This window comes from Pseudomonas koreensis, from assembly GCF_024169245.1.
GTDB lineage: Bacteria > Pseudomonadota > Gammaproteobacteria > Pseudomonadales > Pseudomonadaceae > Aquipseudomonas > Aquipseudomonas koreensis_F.
The window spans coordinates 5,487,191-5,506,838 of sequence record NZ_JALJWP010000001.1 but is presented as its reverse complement, the minus strand read 5'-3'; the positions used below and the strand labels follow the sequence as shown (position 1 = coordinate 5,506,838).

The window sequence follows — 19,648 nt, the reverse complement described above, 5'->3', positions numbered from 1 at the left end:
ATCAAGCGCGGCAAGGGTCGGGGGTTGAGCCACAGCGATTGTTAGGCGCAGAATGGTCGCCCTTGGGGTTCGACCTCGCTTTGCTTAAAGGAAACTCGATGACTCGTCTTCGCGCCATCTGTACCGCGGTTGCACTGGTTTGCGCCAGCGGCCAGGTGCTTGCCGATACCGCCAGCCACAACGCCAGTGCCGAAGCTTTCCTGACGCTGGCTCACGCTGACAAGCTGGGCACCCCGGTGTACATGCAAGTGCAGCAAATGTTCGCCCAGCGCTTTGAACAGACCAAAGCGCCTGAGTCGAAGAAAGCCGTTCTCGAAACCTACCAGGCCAAGGCCAACGCCGCGCTGGACCAGGCCATCGGCTGGAACAAGCTCAAGCCGGACATGGTCAAGCTCTACACCAGCAACTTCAGCGAGTCCGAGCTGAAGGATCTGGTGGCTTTCTACCAGTCGCCACTGGGCAAGAAAGTCCTCGAAAAAATGCCACAGCTGACCCAGCAGTCGGCGCAGATGACCCAGGGCAAACTGGAAAGCGCGGTGCCGGTGGTCAACAAGCTGCTCGACGACATGACCAAAGAGCTGGACCCGAAAGGCGCTGCTGCGCCGGCCAAGAAGAAGTAAGCGGAGTTCGTGATGACCATGCAACAACGCATCGAATCGACGCTGGCCCTGTTACAGCCTGAGCATCTGCAGGTGCTGGACGAAAGCCACATGCACAGTCGCGGGTTACAGACCCACTACAAGGCTGTGGTGGTCAGCGCGCAGTTCGAAGGCCTGAACCGGGTCAAGCGTCACCAGAAAGTCTACGGCACGCTCGGCGAGCTGATGGGCGAGTTCCATGCGTTGGCACTGCACACCTACACCCCGCAGGAGTGGGCAGAGATCGATGGCGCCCCGGCGTCGCCGACCTGTGCTGGCGGTAGCAAACATTAAGATCAAAAGATCGCCGCCATCGGCAGCTCCTGCAGGGAACTGCCGCAGGCGGTGATGTTTTTGCTAGAATCCGCAACGCGCCGCTTAGCCGGCGCGTTTTTTTTGAATCCGGTTCACCCTTTGCGAGGGTAGCCACCTGGAGAAATACCCATGACACAACCGATTGTCGTAGCGGCACTGTACAAGTTCGTCACCCTCGAAGATTACGTCAACCTGCGCGAGCCACTGCTGCAAGCGATGGTCGACAACGGCATCAAAGGCACCCTGTTGATCGCCGAAGAAGGCATCAACGGCACGGTTTCCGGCACCCGCGAAGGCATCGACGGTCTGCTCGCCTGGCTGAAGAACGATCCACGCATGGTCGACATCGACCACAAGGAATCGTACTGCGACGAGCAGCCGTTCTACCGCACCAAGGTCAAGCTGAAGAAAGAGATCGTCACCCTCGGCGTCGAAGGCGTCGACCCGAACAAGAAGGTCGGCACCTACGTCGAGCCGCAGGACTGGAACGCGCTGATCAGCGACCCGCAAGTGCTGCTGATCGACACGCGCAACGACTACGAAGTGTCGATCGGCACCTTCGAAGGCGCCATCGATCCGAAAACCACCAGTTTTCGCGAGTTTCCCGACTACATCAAAGAACACTTCGATCCGGCCGTGCACAAGAAGGTCGCGATGTTCTGCACCGGCGGCATTCGCTGCGAAAAAGCCTCGAGCTACATGCTCGGCGAAGGTTTCGAAGAGGTCTACCACCTCAAGGGCGGCATCCTGAAGTACCTCGAAGAGGTGCCGCAGGAAGAAACCAAGTGGCGCGGCGACTGCTTCGTCTTCGACAACCGCGTGACCGTGCGTCACGACCTGACCGAAGGCGACTACGATCAATGTCATGCCTGCCGCACACCGGTCAGCGTTGAGGATCGCGCCTCCGAGCACTACGTCGCCGGTATCAGTTGCCCGCATTGCTGGGACAAGCTCAGCGAGAAGACCCGGCGCAGCGCCATCGATCGGCAAAAGCAGATCGAACTGGCCAAGGCGCGCAACCAGCCGCACCCGATCGGCTACAACTATAAGCAAGCATCCACCGAGGCCTAACCATGTCTGCGCGCCTGCTCTATGTGATGGATCCGATGTGTTCATGGTGCTGGGGATTTGCTCCGGTGGCCAAGGCACTGGTCGAGCAGGCGCAGGCAGCCGGGGTCGAGCTGCATCTGGTGGTTGGCGGTTTGCGGACCGGCAGCGGTTCGGCGCTGGAGCCGACCACGCGACGCTACATTCTTGAGCACTGGCAAGCGGTCACCGAGGCCACCGGCCAGCCGTTCAAATTCGACGACGCGTTGCCTGACGGTTTTGTCTACGACACCGAACCGGCCTGTCGCGCCATCGTCACCGCGCGCAGTCTGGCGCCGGATTGCGCGTGGACACTGGTCGGGCTGATCCAGCAGGCGTTCTATGCCGAAGGTCGCGATGTCACCCAGGCCAGCGTGCTGGTCGAACTGGCGGAGCAGGCCGGCGTACCGCGTATCGAATTCGCCGCGTTGTTCGATCATGCCGACCAGCACAAGGCGACCCAGGCCGATTTCACCTGGGTGCAGGATCTGGGCATCGCCGGATTCCCGACCCTGCTCGCCGAGCGCAACGGTCAACTGGCGCTGCTGACCAACGGCTATCAACCGCTCAGCGAGCTGTCGCCATTGCTCGGCCGCTGGCTGGAGCGCGCGGCCTGTGTCTGACCGGGCCGATGACACGCCAGCCGTAGAGCGTGTCGACCGGCTGAGCTGGGCCGAAGTCCGGCGTCTGGCACTGCATCACAAGAAATCCCTGTGGATCGCCAACGGCGTGGCTGTGCTGGCGACGTTGTGCAGTGTGCCGATTCCGTTGCTGCTGCCATTGCTGGTCGACGAAGTCCTGCTCGGCCACGGCGATGCCGCGTTGAAAGTCATGAACCATTTCCTGCCGAGCATGTGGCAACAGGCGGCGGGTTATATCGGCCTGATGCTGGTGGTGACCCTGACCCTGCGTTGCAGCGCCCTGTGTTTTGGCGTGTTGCAGTCACGGCTGTTCGCGCGGCTGGCCAAGGATATCGTCTACCGGATTCGCGTGCGTCTGATCGAACGGCTCAAGCGTATTTCCCTCGGCGAATACGAAAGCCTCGGCAGCGGCACGGTGACCACGCACCTGGTCACCGATCTGGATACCCTCGATAAATTCGTCGGCGAAACCCTCAGCCGCTTCCTCGTCGCGATGCTGACCCTGTTCGGCACCGCCAGCATCCTGATGTGGATGCACTGGAAGCTGGCGCTGCTGATTCTGCTGTTCAACCCGTTGGTGATCTACGCCACGGTGCAGTTGGGCAAACGCGTCAAACACCTGAAGAAACTCGAGAACGACAGCACCTCACGCTTCACCCAGGCGCTGAGCGAAACCCTCGACGCGATTCAGGAAGTGCGCGCCGGCAACCGCCAGGGCTATTTCCTCGGGCGCCTCGGTCTGCGTGCACAGGAGGTGCGCAACTACGCGGTCAACTCGCAATGGAAAACCGACGCCTCGAACCGCGCCAGTGGTTTGCTGTTCCAGTTCGGCATCGACATCTTCCGCGCAGCAGCGATGCTCACCGTGTTGTTTTCCGACCTGTCGATCGGGCAGATGCTCGCGGTGTTCAGCTACCTGTGGTTCATGATCGGCCCGGTCGAACAGCTGCTCAACCTGCAATACGCCTACTATGCGGCGGGCGGCGCACTGGCGCGGATCAATGAACTGCTGGCGCGCGCCGACGAGCCGCAGTATCCCGGCGGCGTCGATCCGTTCAAGGGCCGCGACACCGTCGGCATCGAGGTGCAAGGCCTGAGCTTCGGTTATGGCGACGAGCTGGTGCTGGATCAGATGAACCTGTCGATCCTGCCCGGCGAGAAAGTCGCGATTGTCGGCGCCAGCGGCGGCGGCAAAAGTACCTTGGTGCAGCTGCTGTTGGGGCTGTACACGCCAGCGGCCGGAACCATTCGCTTCGGCGGGTCGACCCAGCAGGAAATCGGTCTGGAGACGGTGCGCGAGAACGTCGCGGTGGTGTTGCAGCATCCGGCACTGTTCAACGACAGCGTACGCGCCAACCTGACCATGGGCCGCATTCGCAGCGACGAAGCCTGTTGGAACGCTTTGGACATCGCGCAGATGGCCGCGACCATCCGCGCGCTGCCCGATGGCCTCGACAGCATCGTCGGTCGTTCCGGCGTGCGTTTGTCCGGCGGCCAGCGCCAACGTCTGGCGATCGCACGGATGATTCTCGCCGAGCCGAAAGTGGTTATTCTCGACGAAGCCACCTCGGCCCTCGACGCCGCCACCGAGTACAACCTGCACCAGGCGATGGCGAAATTTCTCAATGGCCGCACCACGCTGATCATTGCCCATCGCCTGTCGGCGGTGAAACAGGCGGACCGCGTGCTGGTGTTCGACGGCGGGCAGATCGCCGAGGACGGCGACCATCGCCAACTGATCGCCGACGGCGGTCTGTACGCCAAGCTATACGGCAACTTGCAACAGCACTGATCGAAACCTTCGCCGACCTGTCAGACGTTCTGCGCGCGGTGTAAGGCCGCGCCTTGCCTTGAACGAGAACCCCACCTAGTCTCGTCATAGCGAATTCGCCCGGAAGGCGAGCGGGCAGTGCTCATGCAAGGAATCTCATGAAGCAAAAGCAGACTCTGGGAACGCCACGGTTGTTGGGTATCGTCTGGCCCTTTATCGCTGTCGTGGTGTTCCAGGCATTACTCGGGGGCGTGAGCCTTTACGTGCTCTCGGCCGTGCGTGGCTACGTGGCCGGCGAAAGCCTGTGGTCCAAGGGCCAGAAAGACGCCATCTATTACCTCAACCTGTACGCCGACAGTCGTGACGAGGCGATCTATCGCAAGTACCTCACGGCAATCGCCGTGCCCCAGGGCGGGCACGAATTGCGCCTGGCGCTGGATCGTCAGCCGCCGGATCTGCAGGCTGCGCGCGAAGGCATACTCAAGGGCGGCAATCATCCGGACGACGTCTCCAGCCTGATCTGGCTGTACCTCAATTTCCGGCACTTCAGCTATCTCGAAACCGCCATCGATCGCTGGACGATCGGCGACGCCTATCTGGACCGATTGCACGAAGTCGCGCAAGAGATGCATCAAGGCATTGCGCAGAATCAGGCCAGTCCCGGCGATGTGCAGCGTTGGAAAGTGCAGATCTTTGCCATCAACGATGCCGTGACCCCAGCCGCGAAAGCGTTCAGTGATGCCCTGGGCGAGGGCTCGCGGGTGATCATGCGCTTGTTGCTGTTCACCAACCTGGCCACCGCGCTGGGCCTGATCGCGCTGGCGCTGTGGCGCACGCACAAACTGCTCAAGCAGCGACATGAATTCGCCCAGGCGTTGCAGCTGGAGAAGGATCGCGCGCACATCACCTTGCAGTCGATTGGCGATGGCGTGATCACCACCGATGTCAACGGTGCGATCGATTACATGAACCCGGCCGCCGAGGCCATGACCCACTGGAAGGCCGAGCAGGCGGCGGGACTGCCATTGTCGGCGCTGTTCAACCTGCTCGACGAGAACGCCCAGACCGAAGGGCTGACGTTGATCGAGCACATCCTCAGCGGCCAGCTCAGCGGCGGCAGCGAACACTCCAAGCTGATCCAGCGTCTGGACGGCAGCACCCTGTCGGTGACCCTGGTCGGCGCGCCGATCCGCAATGCCGGCAATGTCAGTGGCACGGTGCTGGTGCTGCACGACATGACTCAGGAGCGGCAGTACATCGCCAATCTGTCCTGGCAGGCCACCCACGATGCGCTGACCGGGCTGGCCAACCGCCGCGAATTCGAATATCGCCTCGAACAGGCCTTGCACAAGCTGACGCGTCAGTCCGGCCGGCATGCGCTGATGTTCCTCGATCTGGACCAGTTCAAACTGGTCAACGACACCTGCGGCCATGCGGCGGGCGATGAGTTGCTGCGGCATATCTGCACGCTGCTGCAATCGGGCCTGCGCGAGGGCGACACCCTGGCGCGGCTCGGCGGCGACGAGTTCGGCATCCTGCTGGAGAACTGCCCGCCGGAGGTGGCGGAGAAGATTGCCGAGAGCCTGCGCCAGACCGTGCAGAACCTGCATTTTGTCTGGAAAGGGCGGCCGTTCCTGACCACGATCAGCATCGGCCTGGTGCATGTGGCGCAGAATCCGACCACCCTCGAAGCCTCGTTGCGCGCGGCGGACATGGCCTGCTACATGGCCAAGGAAAAGGGCCGCAACCGCGTGCAGGTCTATCATGCAGACGATTCCGAACTGTCCATGCGCTTCGGTGAAATGGCCTGGGTGCAACGGCTGCACATGGCGCTGGAAGAAAACCGCTTCTGCCTGTATGCCCAGCAGATCGCGCCGCTCAAGCCGCAACCCGGCCAGGCCGGGCACATCGAGATCCTCCTGCGTTTGCATGATGAATCCGGGCGGATGATTTTGCCTGACAGCTTTATCCCAGCGGCGGAACGGTACGGTTTGATGACCCAGTTAGATCGCTGGGTAGTTCAGAACGTTTTCAAGGTTATTGCTCAGTGTATTGAACAGGAACATGAACTTCCTTTAGCGATGTGTGCGATTAATCTGTCAGGCATTACTATCGGAGATGACGCGTTTTTGCACTTCCTGCGCGAACAGTTCGTTAACTACGCTATACCCCCTGAAATGATTTGTTTTGAAATTACTGAAACCAGTGCAATCGCAAATCTTGGCAGTGCAATTCGTTTTATCAATGAACTCAAAGGCTTAGGTTGTCACTTCTCCTTAGATGACTTTTGTGCCGGAATGTCTTCATTCGCTTACTTGAAACATTTGCCTGTAGACTTCCTGAAGATCGACGGGAGTTTCGTAAAGGATATGCTGGACGACCCGATAAACCGGGCAATGGTCGAGGTGATCAATCACATCGGCCATGTTATGGGTAAGCAGACAATTGCCGAGTTTGTTGAAACTAACCAGATCGAACAGGCATTGCTTGAAATAGGTGTGGATTACGCTCAGGGTTATGTCATCGAGCGTCCGCAGTTGTTTACCTGTGACAGTTTGCAAAGTCGCCCTGCCAGACCGCAGCCGTTGTTGTTCAAAGCGCCTGGCACGTTCCGTTGAGTCTCTCGCCGATCTTGCCATCACAACTCAAAAGGAGCCGAACAGTGATCGACACATTCAACCGAACCGGACCGCTCATGGAAGCTGCAAGTTATCCTGCCTGGGCGCAACAGCTCATCGAGGACTGCAGCGAGAGCAAGCGCCGGGTTGTCGAACATGAACTTTACCAGCGCATGCGTGACAACAAACTCAGCGCGAAAACCATGCGCCAGTACCTGATCGGGGGCTGGCCGGTGGTCGAGCAATTCGCCTTGTACATGGCACAGAACCTCACCAAAACGCGCTTCGCCCGCCACCCCGGCGAGGACATGGCGCGCCGCTGGCTGATGCGCAACATTCGCGTCGAACTCAATCACGCCGATTACTGGATGCACTGGAGCCGCGCCCATGGCGTCAGCCTGGAAGATCTTCAGGCCCAGCAAGTGCCGCCAGAACTGCACGCGCTGAGTCACTGGTGCTGGCACACCAGCTCGGCGGATTCGCTGATCGTGGCGATTGCGGCGACCAACTATGCGATCGAGGGCGCGACCGGGGAGTGGTCAGCGGTGGTCTGCTCGACCGGGGTCTACGCGGCGGCGTTCCCGGAAGAAGATCGCAAGCGCGCGATGAAGTGGTTGAAGATGCACGCCCAATACGACGATGCCCACCCGTGGGAAGCGCTGGAAATCATCTGCACCCTGGCCGGCATGAACCCGAGCAAGACCTTGCAGGCCGAGCTGCGTCAGGCGATCTGCAAGAGCTATGACTACATGTACCTGTTCCTCGAACGGTGCATGCAGCTTGAAACCTCGGAGCGGTTGCTGGTCAACCGCGAGCGCCGGACTGTAACCGAAAGCTGATAGAACTGTGGGAGCGAGCCTGCTCGCGAAAGCGGTGGGTCATTCAACGAATCGTTGTCTGACACTGCCTCTTCGCGAGCAGGCTCGCTCCCACAATGATTTCTAGCCAGCCATCGCCAGCCGGTTGCGCCCCTCGCGCTTTGCGACGTACAACGCACTGTCGGCTCGGCGCAGCAAGCTGTCCGCCGACTCGCCCGGCAACAACGTCGAGCATCCCAGGCTCACAGTGATCTCGATCAACTGGCCATCGGCAAAATATTCCTCCGACTGCGTCGCTTGGCGCAAACGCTCGCCGACCATCGCCGCCGCTTCACGGCCGGTGTTGGACAGCAGGATCAGAAACTCCTCGCCGCCATAACGGAACACCATGTCGACGTTGCGCAGCTGCGCCTTGATCGACGCTGCGATAGCCTTGAGCACGTCATCCCCGGCGCCGTGGCCGTGTTCGTCGTTGACCCGTTTGAAGTGGTCGATGTCGAGCATCAGCACCGACAGCGGCTGCACATGGCGGCGCGACATGTCGATCTCGCGCTGCAAGGTCTGTTCCATGGCCACGCGGTTGCCGGCGCCAGTCAACGGGTCGCGCAGGGCACTTTGGGTGGCGGCGCGATAGAGCAGGGCGTTGCGCATCGGGTACAACAGGCAGGACAGCAGCGACTCGAGGTCGCCCTGTTCCTTTTCGTTGAAACGCTGATTACGGCGGAAGACCAGGTCGCCCATGTGCTCGCCTTCGTGGCTCAGGGCGTAGCTGACCGAATGATGACCACGAGCACCGAACTCAAGGCGCAGGTCGCTGGCCTTATGCACATAGCTCAGGGCATCCAACGGCACCAGGCGCTGGATTTCGCGAAAGAACAGTCCAAGGATGCGCTGTGGCTCAAGACTGGTTTGCAGTTGCAGGCTCATTTGCTGACGCAATTGCGCCAGGCTGGTCGGGCGCTCGATCAGCGCCGGCAGTTGACCGAAGCCCAGGCGCTGCAATTTGGCACTGTCGAAGTCAATTGCATGGGTCTGGGAAGGAGATTTCATATGGCGTGAGCCCCTAAGCAGTAAGTCTGTCTTACAGGCTGGGTGAGAGCGGCTATGGGCTGCGCGTCGTACTGATCCATCAGTCCCGTAGGACGTTTGGCGTAAGTTTAGTCTGCCGCAGAACGATCAGTCAGCTATCGAAATCGGCGTTGCCCCATGGCCATCACACGGCATGTTTTGAGGGAATTTAGAGCGAAACCCGTGCCATTCGGTTCGATTTTATTTAAAGCTTTTTGAATCAATGACTTGCTGAAAGCCGCCGGAGCACCGCGCTGGCTAATTGGCGGCTTTGTGACGCTTCTGAGCGGCAATGGTTTGCCGCGACGGCATTCTGCCGCGGCAACAAATGCGACGTACGGCGTTATTGAGCGTTGAAGGCCTGGCCGTTAACGCCCGCGCTGTCGGGACCCATCAGGTACAGATACACCGGCATGATCTGTTCTGGCGTCGGATTATTCAGCGGGTTTTCCCCCGGATACGCCTGGGCACGCATGCTGGTGCGGGTGCCACCGGGGTTGATGCTGTTGGAGCGCACCGGCGCGACGCCTTCAACTTCGTCGGCCAGGGTTTGCATCAGACCTTCGGTGGCGAATTTCGACACGCCATAAGCGCCCCAATACGCACGGCCCTTGCGCCCGACGCTGCTGGAGGTGAATACCACCGACGCATCCTGGGACAGCTTGAGCAGCGGCAGCAGGGTGCTGGTCAGCATGAACATCGCATTGACGTTGACCTGCATGACGCGCATGAAATTTTCGCCGGAGAGTTGTTCGATCGGCGTGCGCGGGCCGATGATCGAAGCATTGTGCAGCAAGCCATCGAGGTGGCCGAATTCGGTTTCGATCATCGCCGCCAGCTCATCATACTGATGGGGCTGGGCGGTCTCGAGGTTGAACGGGATCACCGCCGGTTGCGGATGACCGGCTGCTTCGATTTCGTCATAGACTTCGGTCAGATTGGCTTCGGTCTTGCCCAGCAGCAGCACAGTGGCGCCGTGTGCGGCATAGGTCTTCGCCGCAGCCGCGCCGATGCCACGCCCGGCGCCGGTAACCAGAATGATCCGATCCTTGAGCAATTCGGGGCGAGCGGTGTAATCAAACATAAAAACCTCATAGTCCTTAAAAGATCGTCCGAACGCGGCCCGAGCCTTCCGCAGCTCCTACATGGGTATGCATTCTCATGTAGGAGCTGCCGAAGGCTGCGATCTTTTGATTTTGATCAGCAGCTGCAAAGCGCGCTATCAAGCACCTTGCGCAACTCCAGCGGGTGATCCACCACCACGTCCGCGCCCCAATGCCGTGGGTTGTCGTCCGGGTGGATGTAGCCGTAGGTCACCGCAGCGGTCTTGGTGCCGGCGTCGCGGCCCGATTCGATGTCGCGCAAATCATCGCCGATAAACAGAACGGTCGACGGATCCAGATCAAGCATTTTGCACGCAAGGATCAGCGGCTCAGGATCCGGCTTGCTGTTCTTCACATGATCCGGGCAGATCAGCAGCGCCGAGCGCTCGGCCAGCCCCAGACGTTGCATGATCGGCTCGGCGAAACGCACCGGTTTGTTGGTGACCACGCCCCAGATCAGGTTGGCCTTCTCGATGTCAGCGAGCAGTTCGCCCATGCCGTCGAACAGCTTGCTGTGCACCGCGCAACCGACCAGATAGCGCTCGAGAAACTCCAGACGCAGTTCCTCGAAACCCGGCGATTCCGGGTCCATCGAGAACGTCACCGCGACCATGGCCTTCGCGCCGCCGGAAATCTCGTCGCGAATGTGCTTGTCATTGATCGGCGGCAGACCGCGATCGGCACGCATCGCCTGGCAGATGGCGATGAAGTCCGGCGCGGTGTCGAGCAGGGTGCCGTCCATGTCGAAAAGTACCGCTCTGATGGCCATCGGCTTATTCCTCGCGCAGGGTCTGGATCATGTAGTTGACGTCAACGTCGTTGGCCAGCTTGTAGTGCTTGGTCAGCGGGTTGTAGGTCAGGCCGATGATGTCTTTTACTGTCAGGCCAGCCATGCGGCTCCACGCGCCGAGCTCGGATGGGCGAATGAATTTCTTGAAGTCGTGGGTGCCGCGCGGCAGCAGCTTCATGATGTATTCGGCGCCGATGATCGCGAACAGATACGCCTTCGGATTGCGGTTGATGGTCGAGAAGAACACCTGGCCGCCCGGCTTGACCATGCGGAAGCAGGCGCGGATCACCGAGGACGGATCCGGCACGTGCTCAAGCATTTCCAGGCAGGTCACGACGTCGAACTGCTCGGGCATTTCTTCGGACAGGGCTTCGGCGGTGATCTGCCGGTATTCGACGCTGACCCCGGATTCCAGCTGATGCAGTTGCGCGACCGCCAGCGGCGCTTCGCCCATGTCGATGCCCATCACCGTGGCGCCGCGCTGGGCCATGGCTTCGCTGAGGATGCCGCCGCCGCAACCGACGTCGAGGACTTTCTTGCCGGCCAGGTTGACCCGTTCGTCGATCCAGTTGACCCGCAGCGGGTTGATGTCGTGCAGTGGCTTGAATTCGCTTTCGCGGTCCCACCAGCGATGAGCCAGGGCCTCGAATTTGGCGATTTCGGCGTGGTCGACGTTGCTCATGTTCAATTCCTCGAAAAACCTGAAAAGGGCTGTAGCCGCGGATATTGCGCCGCGGTGTTTACGATTCGGTATGGCCGCTGATGCGCTGGCCCCAGTGGCGGGCGGTCTCGCCCAGCTGTTGTTCGTCCATGCGGGTCAGGCGCCGGTCGTCGAGCAGTTGCTTGCCGGCGACCCACAGGTGTTTCACGCAATCGCGCCCGGTGGCATAGATCAGCTGCGACACCGGGTCATACACCGGTTGCTGCGCCAGACCGGACAGGTCGAAAGCGACGATGTCCGCGGCTTTGCCGATCTCCAGCGAGCCGACTTGCGCCTCGATCCCCAGTGCCCGCGCGCCATTGAGAGTGGCCATGCGCAGGGCGCGATGGGCGTCCAGCGCGGTGGCGGAACCGGCGACGGCCTTGGCCAGCAGCGCAGCGGTGCGGGTTTCGCCGAGCAGATCGAGATCATTGTTGCTCGCCGCACCATCGGTGCCCACAGCCACATTGACCCCAGCCTGCCACAAACGCTCGACCGGGCAGAAGCCGCTGGCCAGTTTGAGATTGGATTCCGGGCAGTGGATCACGCTGCTGTTGCTTTCTACCAGCAGCGCGAGGTCTTCATCGCTGATCTGGGTCATGTGCACCGCCTGGAACCGCGGGCCGAGGAGGCCAAGGCGGCCGAGACGCGCCAGTGGCCGTTCGCCGGTCTGCTCGACGGCTTGCTGCACTTCGAATGCGGTTTCATGCACGTGCATGTGGATCGCGGCGTCCAGCTCTTCGGCGATCACGCGGATTTTCTCCAGGTTCTCATCACCGACGGTGTAGGGTGCATGAGGGCCAAAGGTGATCTTGATGCGTTCGTGATGCTTGAGGTCGCCGAACAATTCGACGCCCTGACGAATGGCTTCGTCGGCGCTGCTGGCGCCGGGGATCGGGAAATCGAGGATCGGAATGGCGATCTGCGCGCGGATACCGCTGTTGTGCACGCGCTCGCTGGCGACTTTCGGGAAGAAGTACATGTCCGAGAAACAGCTGATGCCGCCCTTGATCTGTTCGGCGATGGCCAGATCGGTACCATCGCGGACGAAATCTTCATCGACCCACTTGCCCTCGGCCGGCCAGATGTGGTTTTCCAGCCAGGTCATCAGCGGCAAATCGTCGGCCAGGCCACGGAACAGCGTCATCGCCGCGTGGCCGTGGGCGTTGATCAGGCCCGGGGCGAGCAGCACGTCCGGCAGTTCACGGACTTCCGTCGCGTTACACTTCAACGCTTCGGCGCGCGGGCCGATAAACACGATGCAACCGTCACGGATGCCCAGGCCGTGCTCCTTGAGCACTACGCCTGCAGGTTCGACGGGGACCAGCCAGGTCGGCAGCAATAACAGGTCGAGCGCAATGGCAGGTTTCGGCATCGAGGGTCGGTTCCAGTGCTTTTGTAAAGGATGGCGAAGTATACCCGAGCGTCTTCGCGGGGGGATCGCTATAATCGGCGGCTTTTGTTCATGAGTGCGGGGTGTGGGATGCGCGATCGACTGTTGGCTGCGGAGAAAGTGAAGGCCATCGATTGGCGTGATGGCGCGCTGCACCTGCTGGATCAGCGTATTTTGCCGTTCGAGGAAACCTGGATCGCCTACACCAGCGCCGCCGGCGTGGCCGAGGCGATTCGCTCGATGGTCGTGCGTGGCGCGCCGGCCATCGGCATCAGCGCGGCCTATGGTGTCGTCCTCGCGGCGCGGGCGCGGATTGCCGAGGGCGGCGACTGGTACGCGGCGCTGGAAGAAGATTTCGCCCTGTTGGCCGACTCGCGTCCGACTGCGGTCAATCTGTTCTGGGCGCTGGGCCGCATGCACGATCGCCTGGATCGTCTGAAAAGCAATGCCGATCCGCTGGCGGCGCTGGAAGCCGAAGCCATCGCCATTCACGAAAGCGACCGCGAGGCCAACCTGACCATGGCGCAGCTCGGCGTCGATCTGATTCGCAAGCATCAGGGCAATGCCCAGGCGATTCTCACTCACTGCAACACTGGCGCGCTGGCCACGGGTGGTTTCGGCACTGCGCTGGGAGTGATCCGCGCTGCTTATATAGAAGGCATGGTCGAACGCGTCTACGCCGATGAAACCCGGCCGTGGCTGCAGGGCTCGCGCCTGACCGCGTGGGAGCTGGCCAACGAAGGCATCCCGGTGACCCTGAACGCTGACTCCGCTGCTGCACACATCATGAAAACCAAAGGCGTGACCTGGGTGATCGTCGGCGCTGATCGCATCACCGCCAATGGCGACGTGGCGAACAAGATCGGGACTTATCAACTGGCGGTGAACGCCATGCACCACGGCGTGCGTTTCATGGTCGTCGCGCCGAGTTCGACCATCGACATGAACCTCGCCAGCGGCGATGACATTCCGATTGAAGAGCGCGATGGCGCCGAACTGCTGGAAGTCGGCGGCAAACGCGTCGGTGCCGATGTTGAAACGTTCAACCCGGTGTTTGATGTCACTCCGGCGGATCTGATCGACGCGATCGTCACCGAGAAAGGCATCGTCGAGCGCCCGGACACCGCGAAAATGGCCCAGCTGATGTGCCGCAAGCGCCTGCATTAAGGTCAGCATGCTCAGGGTAGGAGCTGCCGAAGGCTGCGATCTTTTGACTTTGCTTTTAAGGAGCGAAGATCAAAAGATCGCAGCCTTCGGCAGCTCCTACAGGTGTGTGTGCCAGCAAAGAGGCGGTTATTGTCAATAAACATCGCTAATTCAGCGCCGGTTTTCACATTCAACCAAGCTCTGAGCCTCTCTCGTCCCTCTCAAGCCTGTCATCAGTCAACTAACTATGCTCCATGCGCATCTGGGGGATAGGTGCGTGGCGGCCTTTGTGATAACATCCGGCGTTTTCCGAGGCGGCTCCACGGAGCGGTCTTTACTGCGCAAATCCGCGATCCAATGTTGATTTGTCGTAAGTCGGCGCATGGCACTCGGCCGGCCCCGACGAGCTTCGTTGCTCCCACATGGATATGACGAAGTTTCACCAGAAAAAGGAATCAGGCTTCTCATGGGCGAACTGGCCAAAGAAATCCTCCCGGTCAATATCGAAGACGAGCTGAAACAGTCCTACCTCGACTACGCAATGAGCGTGATCGTCGGCCGTGCACTGCCGGATGCGCGCGATGGCCTCAAGCCCGTGCACCGTCGCGTACTGTTCGCGATGAGCGAGCTGGGCAACGACTACAACAAGCCGTACAAGAAATCTGCCCGTGTCGTCGGCGATGTGATCGGTAAGTATCACCCGCACGGTGACACTGCCGTGTACGACACCATCGTTCGTATGGCCCAGCCTTTCTCCCTGCGCTACCTGCTGGTCGACGGCCAGGGCAACTTCGGTTCGGTCGATGGCGACAATGCCGCGGCCATGCGATACACCGAGGTGCGCATGACCAAGCTGGCGCACGAGCTGCTGGCTGACCTGCACAAGGAAACCGTGGACTGGGTGCCGAACTACGACGGCACCGAACTGATCCCGGCGGTCATGCCGACCCGCGTACCGAACCTCCTGGTCAACGGTTCCAGCGGTATCGCCGTGGGCATGGCGACCAACATTCCGCCGCACAACCTCGGTGAAGTCATCGACGGTTGCCTGGCCCTCATCGACAACCCCGAGCTGACCGTCGATGAGCTGATGCAATACATTCCCGGTCCAGACTTCCCGACCGCCGCGATCATCAACGGTCGCGCCGGCATCATCGAAGCCTACCGCACCGGTCGCGGGCGCATTTACATGCGTGCCCGCTCGATCATCGAAGACATCGACAAGGTCGGCGGTCGTCAGCAGATCGTCATCACCGAACTCCCGTACCAGCTGAACAAGGCGCGTCTGATCGAGAAGATCGCCGAGCTGGTCAAAGAGAAGAAGCTTGAAGGCATCACCGAGCTGCGCGACGAGTCCGACAAGGACGGTATGCGCGTCGTGATCGAACTGCGTCGCGGCGAAGTGCCTGAGGTGATCCTCAACAACCTCTACGCCCAGACCCAGCTGCAATCGGTGTTCGGTATCAACATCGTCGCGCTGATCGACGGCCGCCCGCGCATCCTCAACCTCAAGGATCTGCTCGAAGCCTTCGTCCGTCACCGTCGCGAAGTGGTTACCCGCCGTACCGTGTTCGAACTGCGCAAAGCGCGCGAGCGTGGGCATATTCTCGAAGGCCAGGCTGTTGCCCTGTCGAACATCGACCCGGTGATCGCCCTGATCAAGGCCTCGCCAACTCCGTCGGAAGCCAAGGAAGCGCTGATCAGCACGCCTTGGGAATCTTCCGCCGTGGTGGCGATGGTTGAGCGGGCCGGTGCCGATTCGTGCCGTCCGGAAAACCTCGATCCGCAATACGGTCTGCGCGAAGGCAAGTACTTCCTCTCGCCAGAACAGGCGCAAGCGATTCTCGAACTGCGCCTGCACCGTCTGACCGGTCTGGAGCACGAGAAGCTGCTGGCCGAGTATCAGGAGATCCTCAACCAGATCGGCGAGCTGATCCGCATCCTCAACAGCGCCGTGCGCCTGATGGAAGTGATCCGCGAAGAGCTGGAAGTGATCCGCGCCGAATACGGCGACGTGCGCCGCACCGAAATTCTCGATGCCCGTCTCGACCTGACCCTGGGCGACATGATCCCGGAAGAAGAGCGCGTCGTGACCATCTCCCACGGTGGCTACGCCAAGACCCAGCCGCTGGCTGCGTACCAGGCTCAGCGTCGTGGCGGCAAAGGCAAGTCGGCCACCGGCGTCAAGGACGAGGACTACATCGCTCACCTGCTGGTCGCCAACAGCCACACCACGCTGCTGCTGTTCTCCAGCAAGGGCAAGGTGTACTGGCTCAAGACCTACGAAATTCCGGAAGCATCCCGCGCGGCCCGTGGTCGTCCGCTGGTCAACCTGCTGCCGCTGGACAGTGATGAATACATCACCACCATGCTGCCGGTCGAGGAATACACCGAAGGGCACTTCATCTTCATGGCCACTGCTAAAGGCACGGTGAAGAAGACCCCGCTGGAATCCTTCAGCCGTCAGCGCAGCGTCGGTCTGATCGCGCTGGAGCTGGACGAAGGCGACGTGCTGATCTCTGCGGCCATCACCGATGGCGAGCGCGAAGTGATGCTGTTCTCCGACGGCGGCAAGGTCACCCGCTTCAAAGAGTCCGACGTACGTGCCATGGGTCGTACCGCTCGCGGCGTGCGCGGCATGCGTCTGCCGGAAGGGCAGAAGCTGATTTCCATGCTGATCCCGGAAGAAGGCAGCCAGATCCTCACCGCTTCGGCGCGTGGTTATGGCAAGCGCACCGCGATCACCGAGTTCCCTGAGTACAAGCGTGGCGGTCAGGGCGTGATCGCCATGGTCAGCAACGAGCGTAACGGCCGTCTGGTCGGCGCGGTGCAGGTGCTCGACGGTGAAGAAATCATGCTGATCTCCGATCAGGGCACTCTGGTGCGTACCCGTGTCGGCGAAGTGTCGAGCCTGGGCCGTAACACTCAGGGCGTGACGCTGATCAAGCTGGCCAAGGATGAAACCCTGGTCGGGCTGGAGCGGGTCCAGGAGCCTTCGGAAGTCGAAGGCGAAGAGCTCGAAGGTGAAGAGGGCGAGGAATTCGCAGGCAGCGTCGGCATCGACGAGGCGGGTGAAGACCAGCAACTCGACGCCGCAGCTGACGAAGAACCGCAGGAATAAGCGGACAAACAAGGGGGCGGATGAGAATTCGCCCCCTTGTTATTTGTCCGGTATGAATTTTCGAGAGGTCCCTGTAGGAGCTGCCGAAGGCTGCGATCTTTTGATCTTGCTTTTCGGGGTGAAGATCAAAGGATCGCAGCCTTCGGCAGCTCCTACAGGCTAAATGTTCGGATGCCAGAATGTGCACATTCGCCTATGTGCAGCATCAGCGATTTACAGTTTTTGTGTATCACCAAATCAGAGCGAGATTGGATGTGAGCAAGCGAGCCTATAACTTCTGCGCCGGTCCGGCGGCGCTGCCTGAAGCTGTCCTGCAGCGCGCCCAGGGTGAACTCCTTGATTGGCACGGCAAGGGTCTGTCGGTCATGGAAATGAGCCATCGCAGCGATGAGTTCGTGTCCATCGCCACCCAGGCCGAGCAGGATCTGCGTGACCTGCTGAATATCCCGTCGAACTACAAAGTGCTGTTTCTGCAGGGCGGCGCCAGCCAGCAGTTCGCACAGATCCCGCTGAACCTGTTGCCTGAAGGCGGCTCGGCCGATTACATCGACACCGGTATCTGGTCGCAGAAAGCCATCGAAGAAGCCTCGCGCTACGGTCACGTCAACGTCGCCGCCACCGCCAAGCCTTACGACTATTTCGCCATCCCTGGCCAGAACGAGTGGAACCTGTCGAAAGACGCTGCTTACGTTCACTACGCGCCGAACGAAACCATCGGCGGTCTGGAATTCCAGTGGATTCCGCAAACCGGTGACGTGCCACTGGTGGCGGACATGTCTTCGGACATCCTCTCGCGCCCGGTCGACATCTCGCGTTTCGGCATGATCTACGCCGGCGCGCAGAAGAACATCGGCCCGAGCGGCATCCTCGTCAACATCATCCGCGAAGACCTGCTCGGCAAGGCTCGCTCGCTGTGCCCGACCATGCTCGACTACAAGGTCGCGGCCGATAATGGCTCGATGTACAACACCCCGCCGACCCTGGCCTGGTACCTGTCCGGTCTGGTGTTCCAGTGGCTGAAAGAGCAGGGCGGCGTCGAAGCGATTGCCAGACTCAACGACGTCAAGCAGCGCACCCTGTACGACTTCATCGATGCCAGCGGCCTCTACAGCAACCCGATCAACAAATCGGATCGCTCGTGGATGAACGTGCCGTTCCGTCTGGCTGACGATCGTCTGGACAAGCCGTTCCTCGCCGGTGCCGACGAACGCGGCCTGCTCAACCTCAAGGGCCACCGCTCGGTGGGCGGCATGCGCGCCTCCATCTACAACGCCGTCGACATCACCGCGGTCAACGCGCTGGTGGCGTACATGGCGGAATTCGAGAAGGAACACGGCTGATGTCCGAGCAAGAACTCAAGGCACTGCGCGTTCGCATCGACGCTCTGGACACCAAGGTCCTCGAGCTGATCAGTGAGCGTGCGCGTTGCGCCCAGGAAGTCGCCCGCGTGAAGATGGCCTCGCTGGCCGAAGGCGAAGTGCCGGTGTTCTATCGTCCCGAGCGCGAAGCTCAGGTGCTCAAGCGCGTGATGGAGCGCAATCAGGGGCCGCTGGGCAACGAAGAGATGGCGCGGCTGTTCCGCGAAATCATGTCCTCGTGCCTGGCGCTGGAGCAGCCGCTGAAAGTGGCTTACCTCGGCCCTGAAGGCACCTTCACTCAAGCGGCAGCGATGAAGCACTTCGGCCACGCGGTGATCAGCAAGCCGATGGCGGCCATCGACGAAGTGTTCCGCGAAGTGGCGGCCGGTGCGGTGAATTTCGGCGTGGTGCCGGTGGAAAACTCCACCGAAGGCGCGGTCAACCACACGCTGGACAGCTTCCTCGAGCACGACATGGTGATCTGCGGCGAAGTCGAGCTGCGCATCCACCATCATCTGCTGGTCGGCGAAAACACCAAGACCGACAGCATCAGCCGCATCTATTCCCATGCGCAGTCGCTGGCCCAGTGCCGCAAGTGGCTGGACGCGCATTACCCGAATGTCGAACGCGTCGCGGTGTCGAGCAACGCGGAAGCGGCCAAGCGGGTCAAGGGTGAATGGAATTCCGCGGCGATCGCTGGTGACATGGCGGCGGGGCTGTACGGTCTTACGCGTCTGGCCGAGAAAATCGAAGATCGTCCGGACAACTCGACACGCTTCCTGATGATCGGTAACCAGGAAGTGCCGCCGACCGGCGACGACAAGACTTCGATCATCGTGTCGATGAGCAACAAGCCCGGCGCGCTTCATGAGCTGCTGGTGCCGTTCCACGACAATGGCATCGACCTGACCCGCATCGAAACCCGTCCGTCGCGCAGCGGCAAATGGACCTACGTGTTCTTCATCGACTTTGTCGGCCACCACCGTGATCCGTTGATCAAAGGTGTGCTGGAAAAGATCAGTCAGGAAGCAGTAGCACTCAAAGTGCTGGGTTCCTACCCGAAAGCAGTTCTCTAAGGGCGG

The 19,648-nt window shown here is 60.8% G+C and carries 16 protein-coding genes; 11 read left to right on the top strand and 5 right to left on the bottom strand.

Annotated features, from left to right (window positions below; translation table 11 throughout):
• Window positions 1-98 precede the first annotated feature (98 nt).
• The 7 genes from J2Y90_RS24375 (at window position 99) to J2Y90_RS24345 (ending at window position 7,908) form a co-directional block, all read left to right on the top strand.
• Window positions 99-620 carry a DUF2059 domain-containing protein gene (locus J2Y90_RS24375; protein ID WP_039760068.1) on the top strand — a complete coding sequence of 174 codons (522 nt, stop codon included), beginning with the start codon at window positions 99-101 and terminating at the stop codon, window positions 618-620.
• A gap of 12 nt (window positions 621-632) precedes the next feature.
• Entirely contained in the window at window positions 633-932 is a 300-nt protein-coding gene (locus tag J2Y90_RS24370) for a BolA family protein (protein ID WP_101156381.1), read from the top strand.
• 150 nt (window positions 933-1,082) lie between these two features.
• Window positions 1,083-2,024, top strand: coding sequence for an oxygen-dependent tRNA uridine(34) hydroxylase TrhO (trhO, locus tag J2Y90_RS24365; protein WP_186621624.1), 942 nt, complete (start codon window positions 1,083-1,085; stop codon window positions 2,022-2,024).
• Between the two features lie 35 nt (window positions 2,025-2,059).
• Window positions 2,060-2,662, top strand: coding sequence for a DsbA family protein (locus tag J2Y90_RS24360; protein WP_200890471.1), 603 nt, complete (start codon window positions 2,060-2,062; stop codon window positions 2,660-2,662).
• Window positions 2,655-4,472, top strand: coding sequence for an ABC transporter ATP-binding protein (locus J2Y90_RS24355; protein WP_253504230.1), 1,818 nt, complete (start codon window positions 2,655-2,657; stop codon window positions 4,470-4,472). Before J2Y90_RS24360 ends, J2Y90_RS24355 begins: the two co-directional genes overlap by 8 nt.
• 137 nt (window positions 4,473-4,609) lie before the next feature.
• The gene (locus tag J2Y90_RS24350; protein ID WP_253504227.1) at window positions 4,610-7,069 is read left to right on the top strand and encodes an EAL domain-containing protein; all 2,460 of its coding nucleotides are present in this window, start codon (window positions 4,610-4,612) and stop codon (window positions 7,067-7,069) included.
• A 77-nt stretch (window positions 7,070-7,146) separates the two neighbouring features.
• Window positions 7,147-7,908, top strand: a complete 762-nt coding sequence (locus J2Y90_RS24345) for a TenA family transcriptional regulator (protein ID WP_301291687.1) — start codon at window positions 7,147-7,149, stop codon at window positions 7,906-7,908.
• Between the two features lie 102 nt (window positions 7,909-8,010).
• On the opposite strand, the gene J2Y90_RS24340 is transcribed toward J2Y90_RS24345, so the two are convergent.
• The 5 genes from J2Y90_RS24340 to J2Y90_RS24320 form a co-directional block, all read right to left on the bottom strand.
• On the bottom strand, window positions 8,011-8,937 hold the full coding sequence (locus J2Y90_RS24340; protein ID WP_253504220.1) for a GGDEF domain-containing protein: 927 nt from the start codon (window positions 8,935-8,937) through the stop codon (window positions 8,011-8,013).
• A gap of 361 nt (window positions 8,938-9,298) precedes the next feature.
• A complete protein-coding gene (locus J2Y90_RS24335) occupies window positions 9,299-10,039 on the bottom strand; it encodes a YciK family oxidoreductase (protein ID WP_253504218.1) in 741 nt (246 codons plus the stop codon).
• 116 nt (window positions 10,040-10,155) lie between these two features.
• Window positions 10,156-10,827 (bottom strand): N-acetylmuramic acid 6-phosphate phosphatase MupP, encoded by a 672-nt coding sequence (mupP, locus tag J2Y90_RS24330; RefSeq protein WP_016770929.1) that lies wholly within the window; start codon window positions 10,825-10,827, stop codon window positions 10,156-10,158.
• A 4-nt stretch (window positions 10,828-10,831) separates the two neighbouring features.
• Entirely contained in the window at window positions 10,832-11,530 is a 699-nt protein-coding gene (gene ubiG / locus J2Y90_RS24325; protein WP_253504215.1) for a bifunctional 2-polyprenyl-6-hydroxyphenol methylase/3-demethylubiquinol 3-O-methyltransferase UbiG, read from the bottom strand.
• A gap of 58 nt (window positions 11,531-11,588) precedes the next feature.
• Window positions 11,589-12,923: a TRZ/ATZ family hydrolase gene (locus J2Y90_RS24320; protein ID WP_253504214.1), complete on the bottom strand. Its 1,335-nt coding sequence runs from the start codon at window positions 12,921-12,923 to the stop codon at window positions 11,589-11,591.
• 108 nt (window positions 12,924-13,031) lie between these two features.
• Here J2Y90_RS24320 and mtnA point away from each other — a divergent pair, with 108 nt between their 5' ends.
• From mtnA to pheA, 4 genes are all read left to right on the top strand, one after another.
• Window positions 13,032-14,108 (top strand): S-methyl-5-thioribose-1-phosphate isomerase, encoded by a 1,077-nt coding sequence (gene mtnA / locus J2Y90_RS24315; protein WP_253504210.1) that lies wholly within the window; start codon window positions 13,032-13,034, stop codon window positions 14,106-14,108.
• A gap of 445 nt (window positions 14,109-14,553) precedes the next feature.
• Entirely contained in the window at window positions 14,554-17,208 is a 2,655-nt protein-coding gene (gyrA, locus tag J2Y90_RS24310) for a DNA gyrase subunit A (RefSeq protein WP_253504207.1), read from the top strand.
• 254 nt (window positions 17,209-17,462) lie between these two features.
• On the top strand, window positions 17,463-18,548 hold the full coding sequence (gene serC, locus J2Y90_RS24305) for a 3-phosphoserine/phosphohydroxythreonine transaminase (protein ID WP_064361501.1): 1,086 nt from the start codon (window positions 17,463-17,465) through the stop codon (window positions 18,546-18,548).
• Window positions 18,548-19,642, top strand: coding sequence for a prephenate dehydratase (gene pheA / locus J2Y90_RS24300; protein ID WP_016770924.1), 1,095 nt, complete (start codon window positions 18,548-18,550; stop codon window positions 19,640-19,642). Before serC ends, pheA begins: the two co-directional genes overlap by 1 nt.
• The last annotated feature ends 6 nt before the right edge of the window (window positions 19,643-19,648 follow it).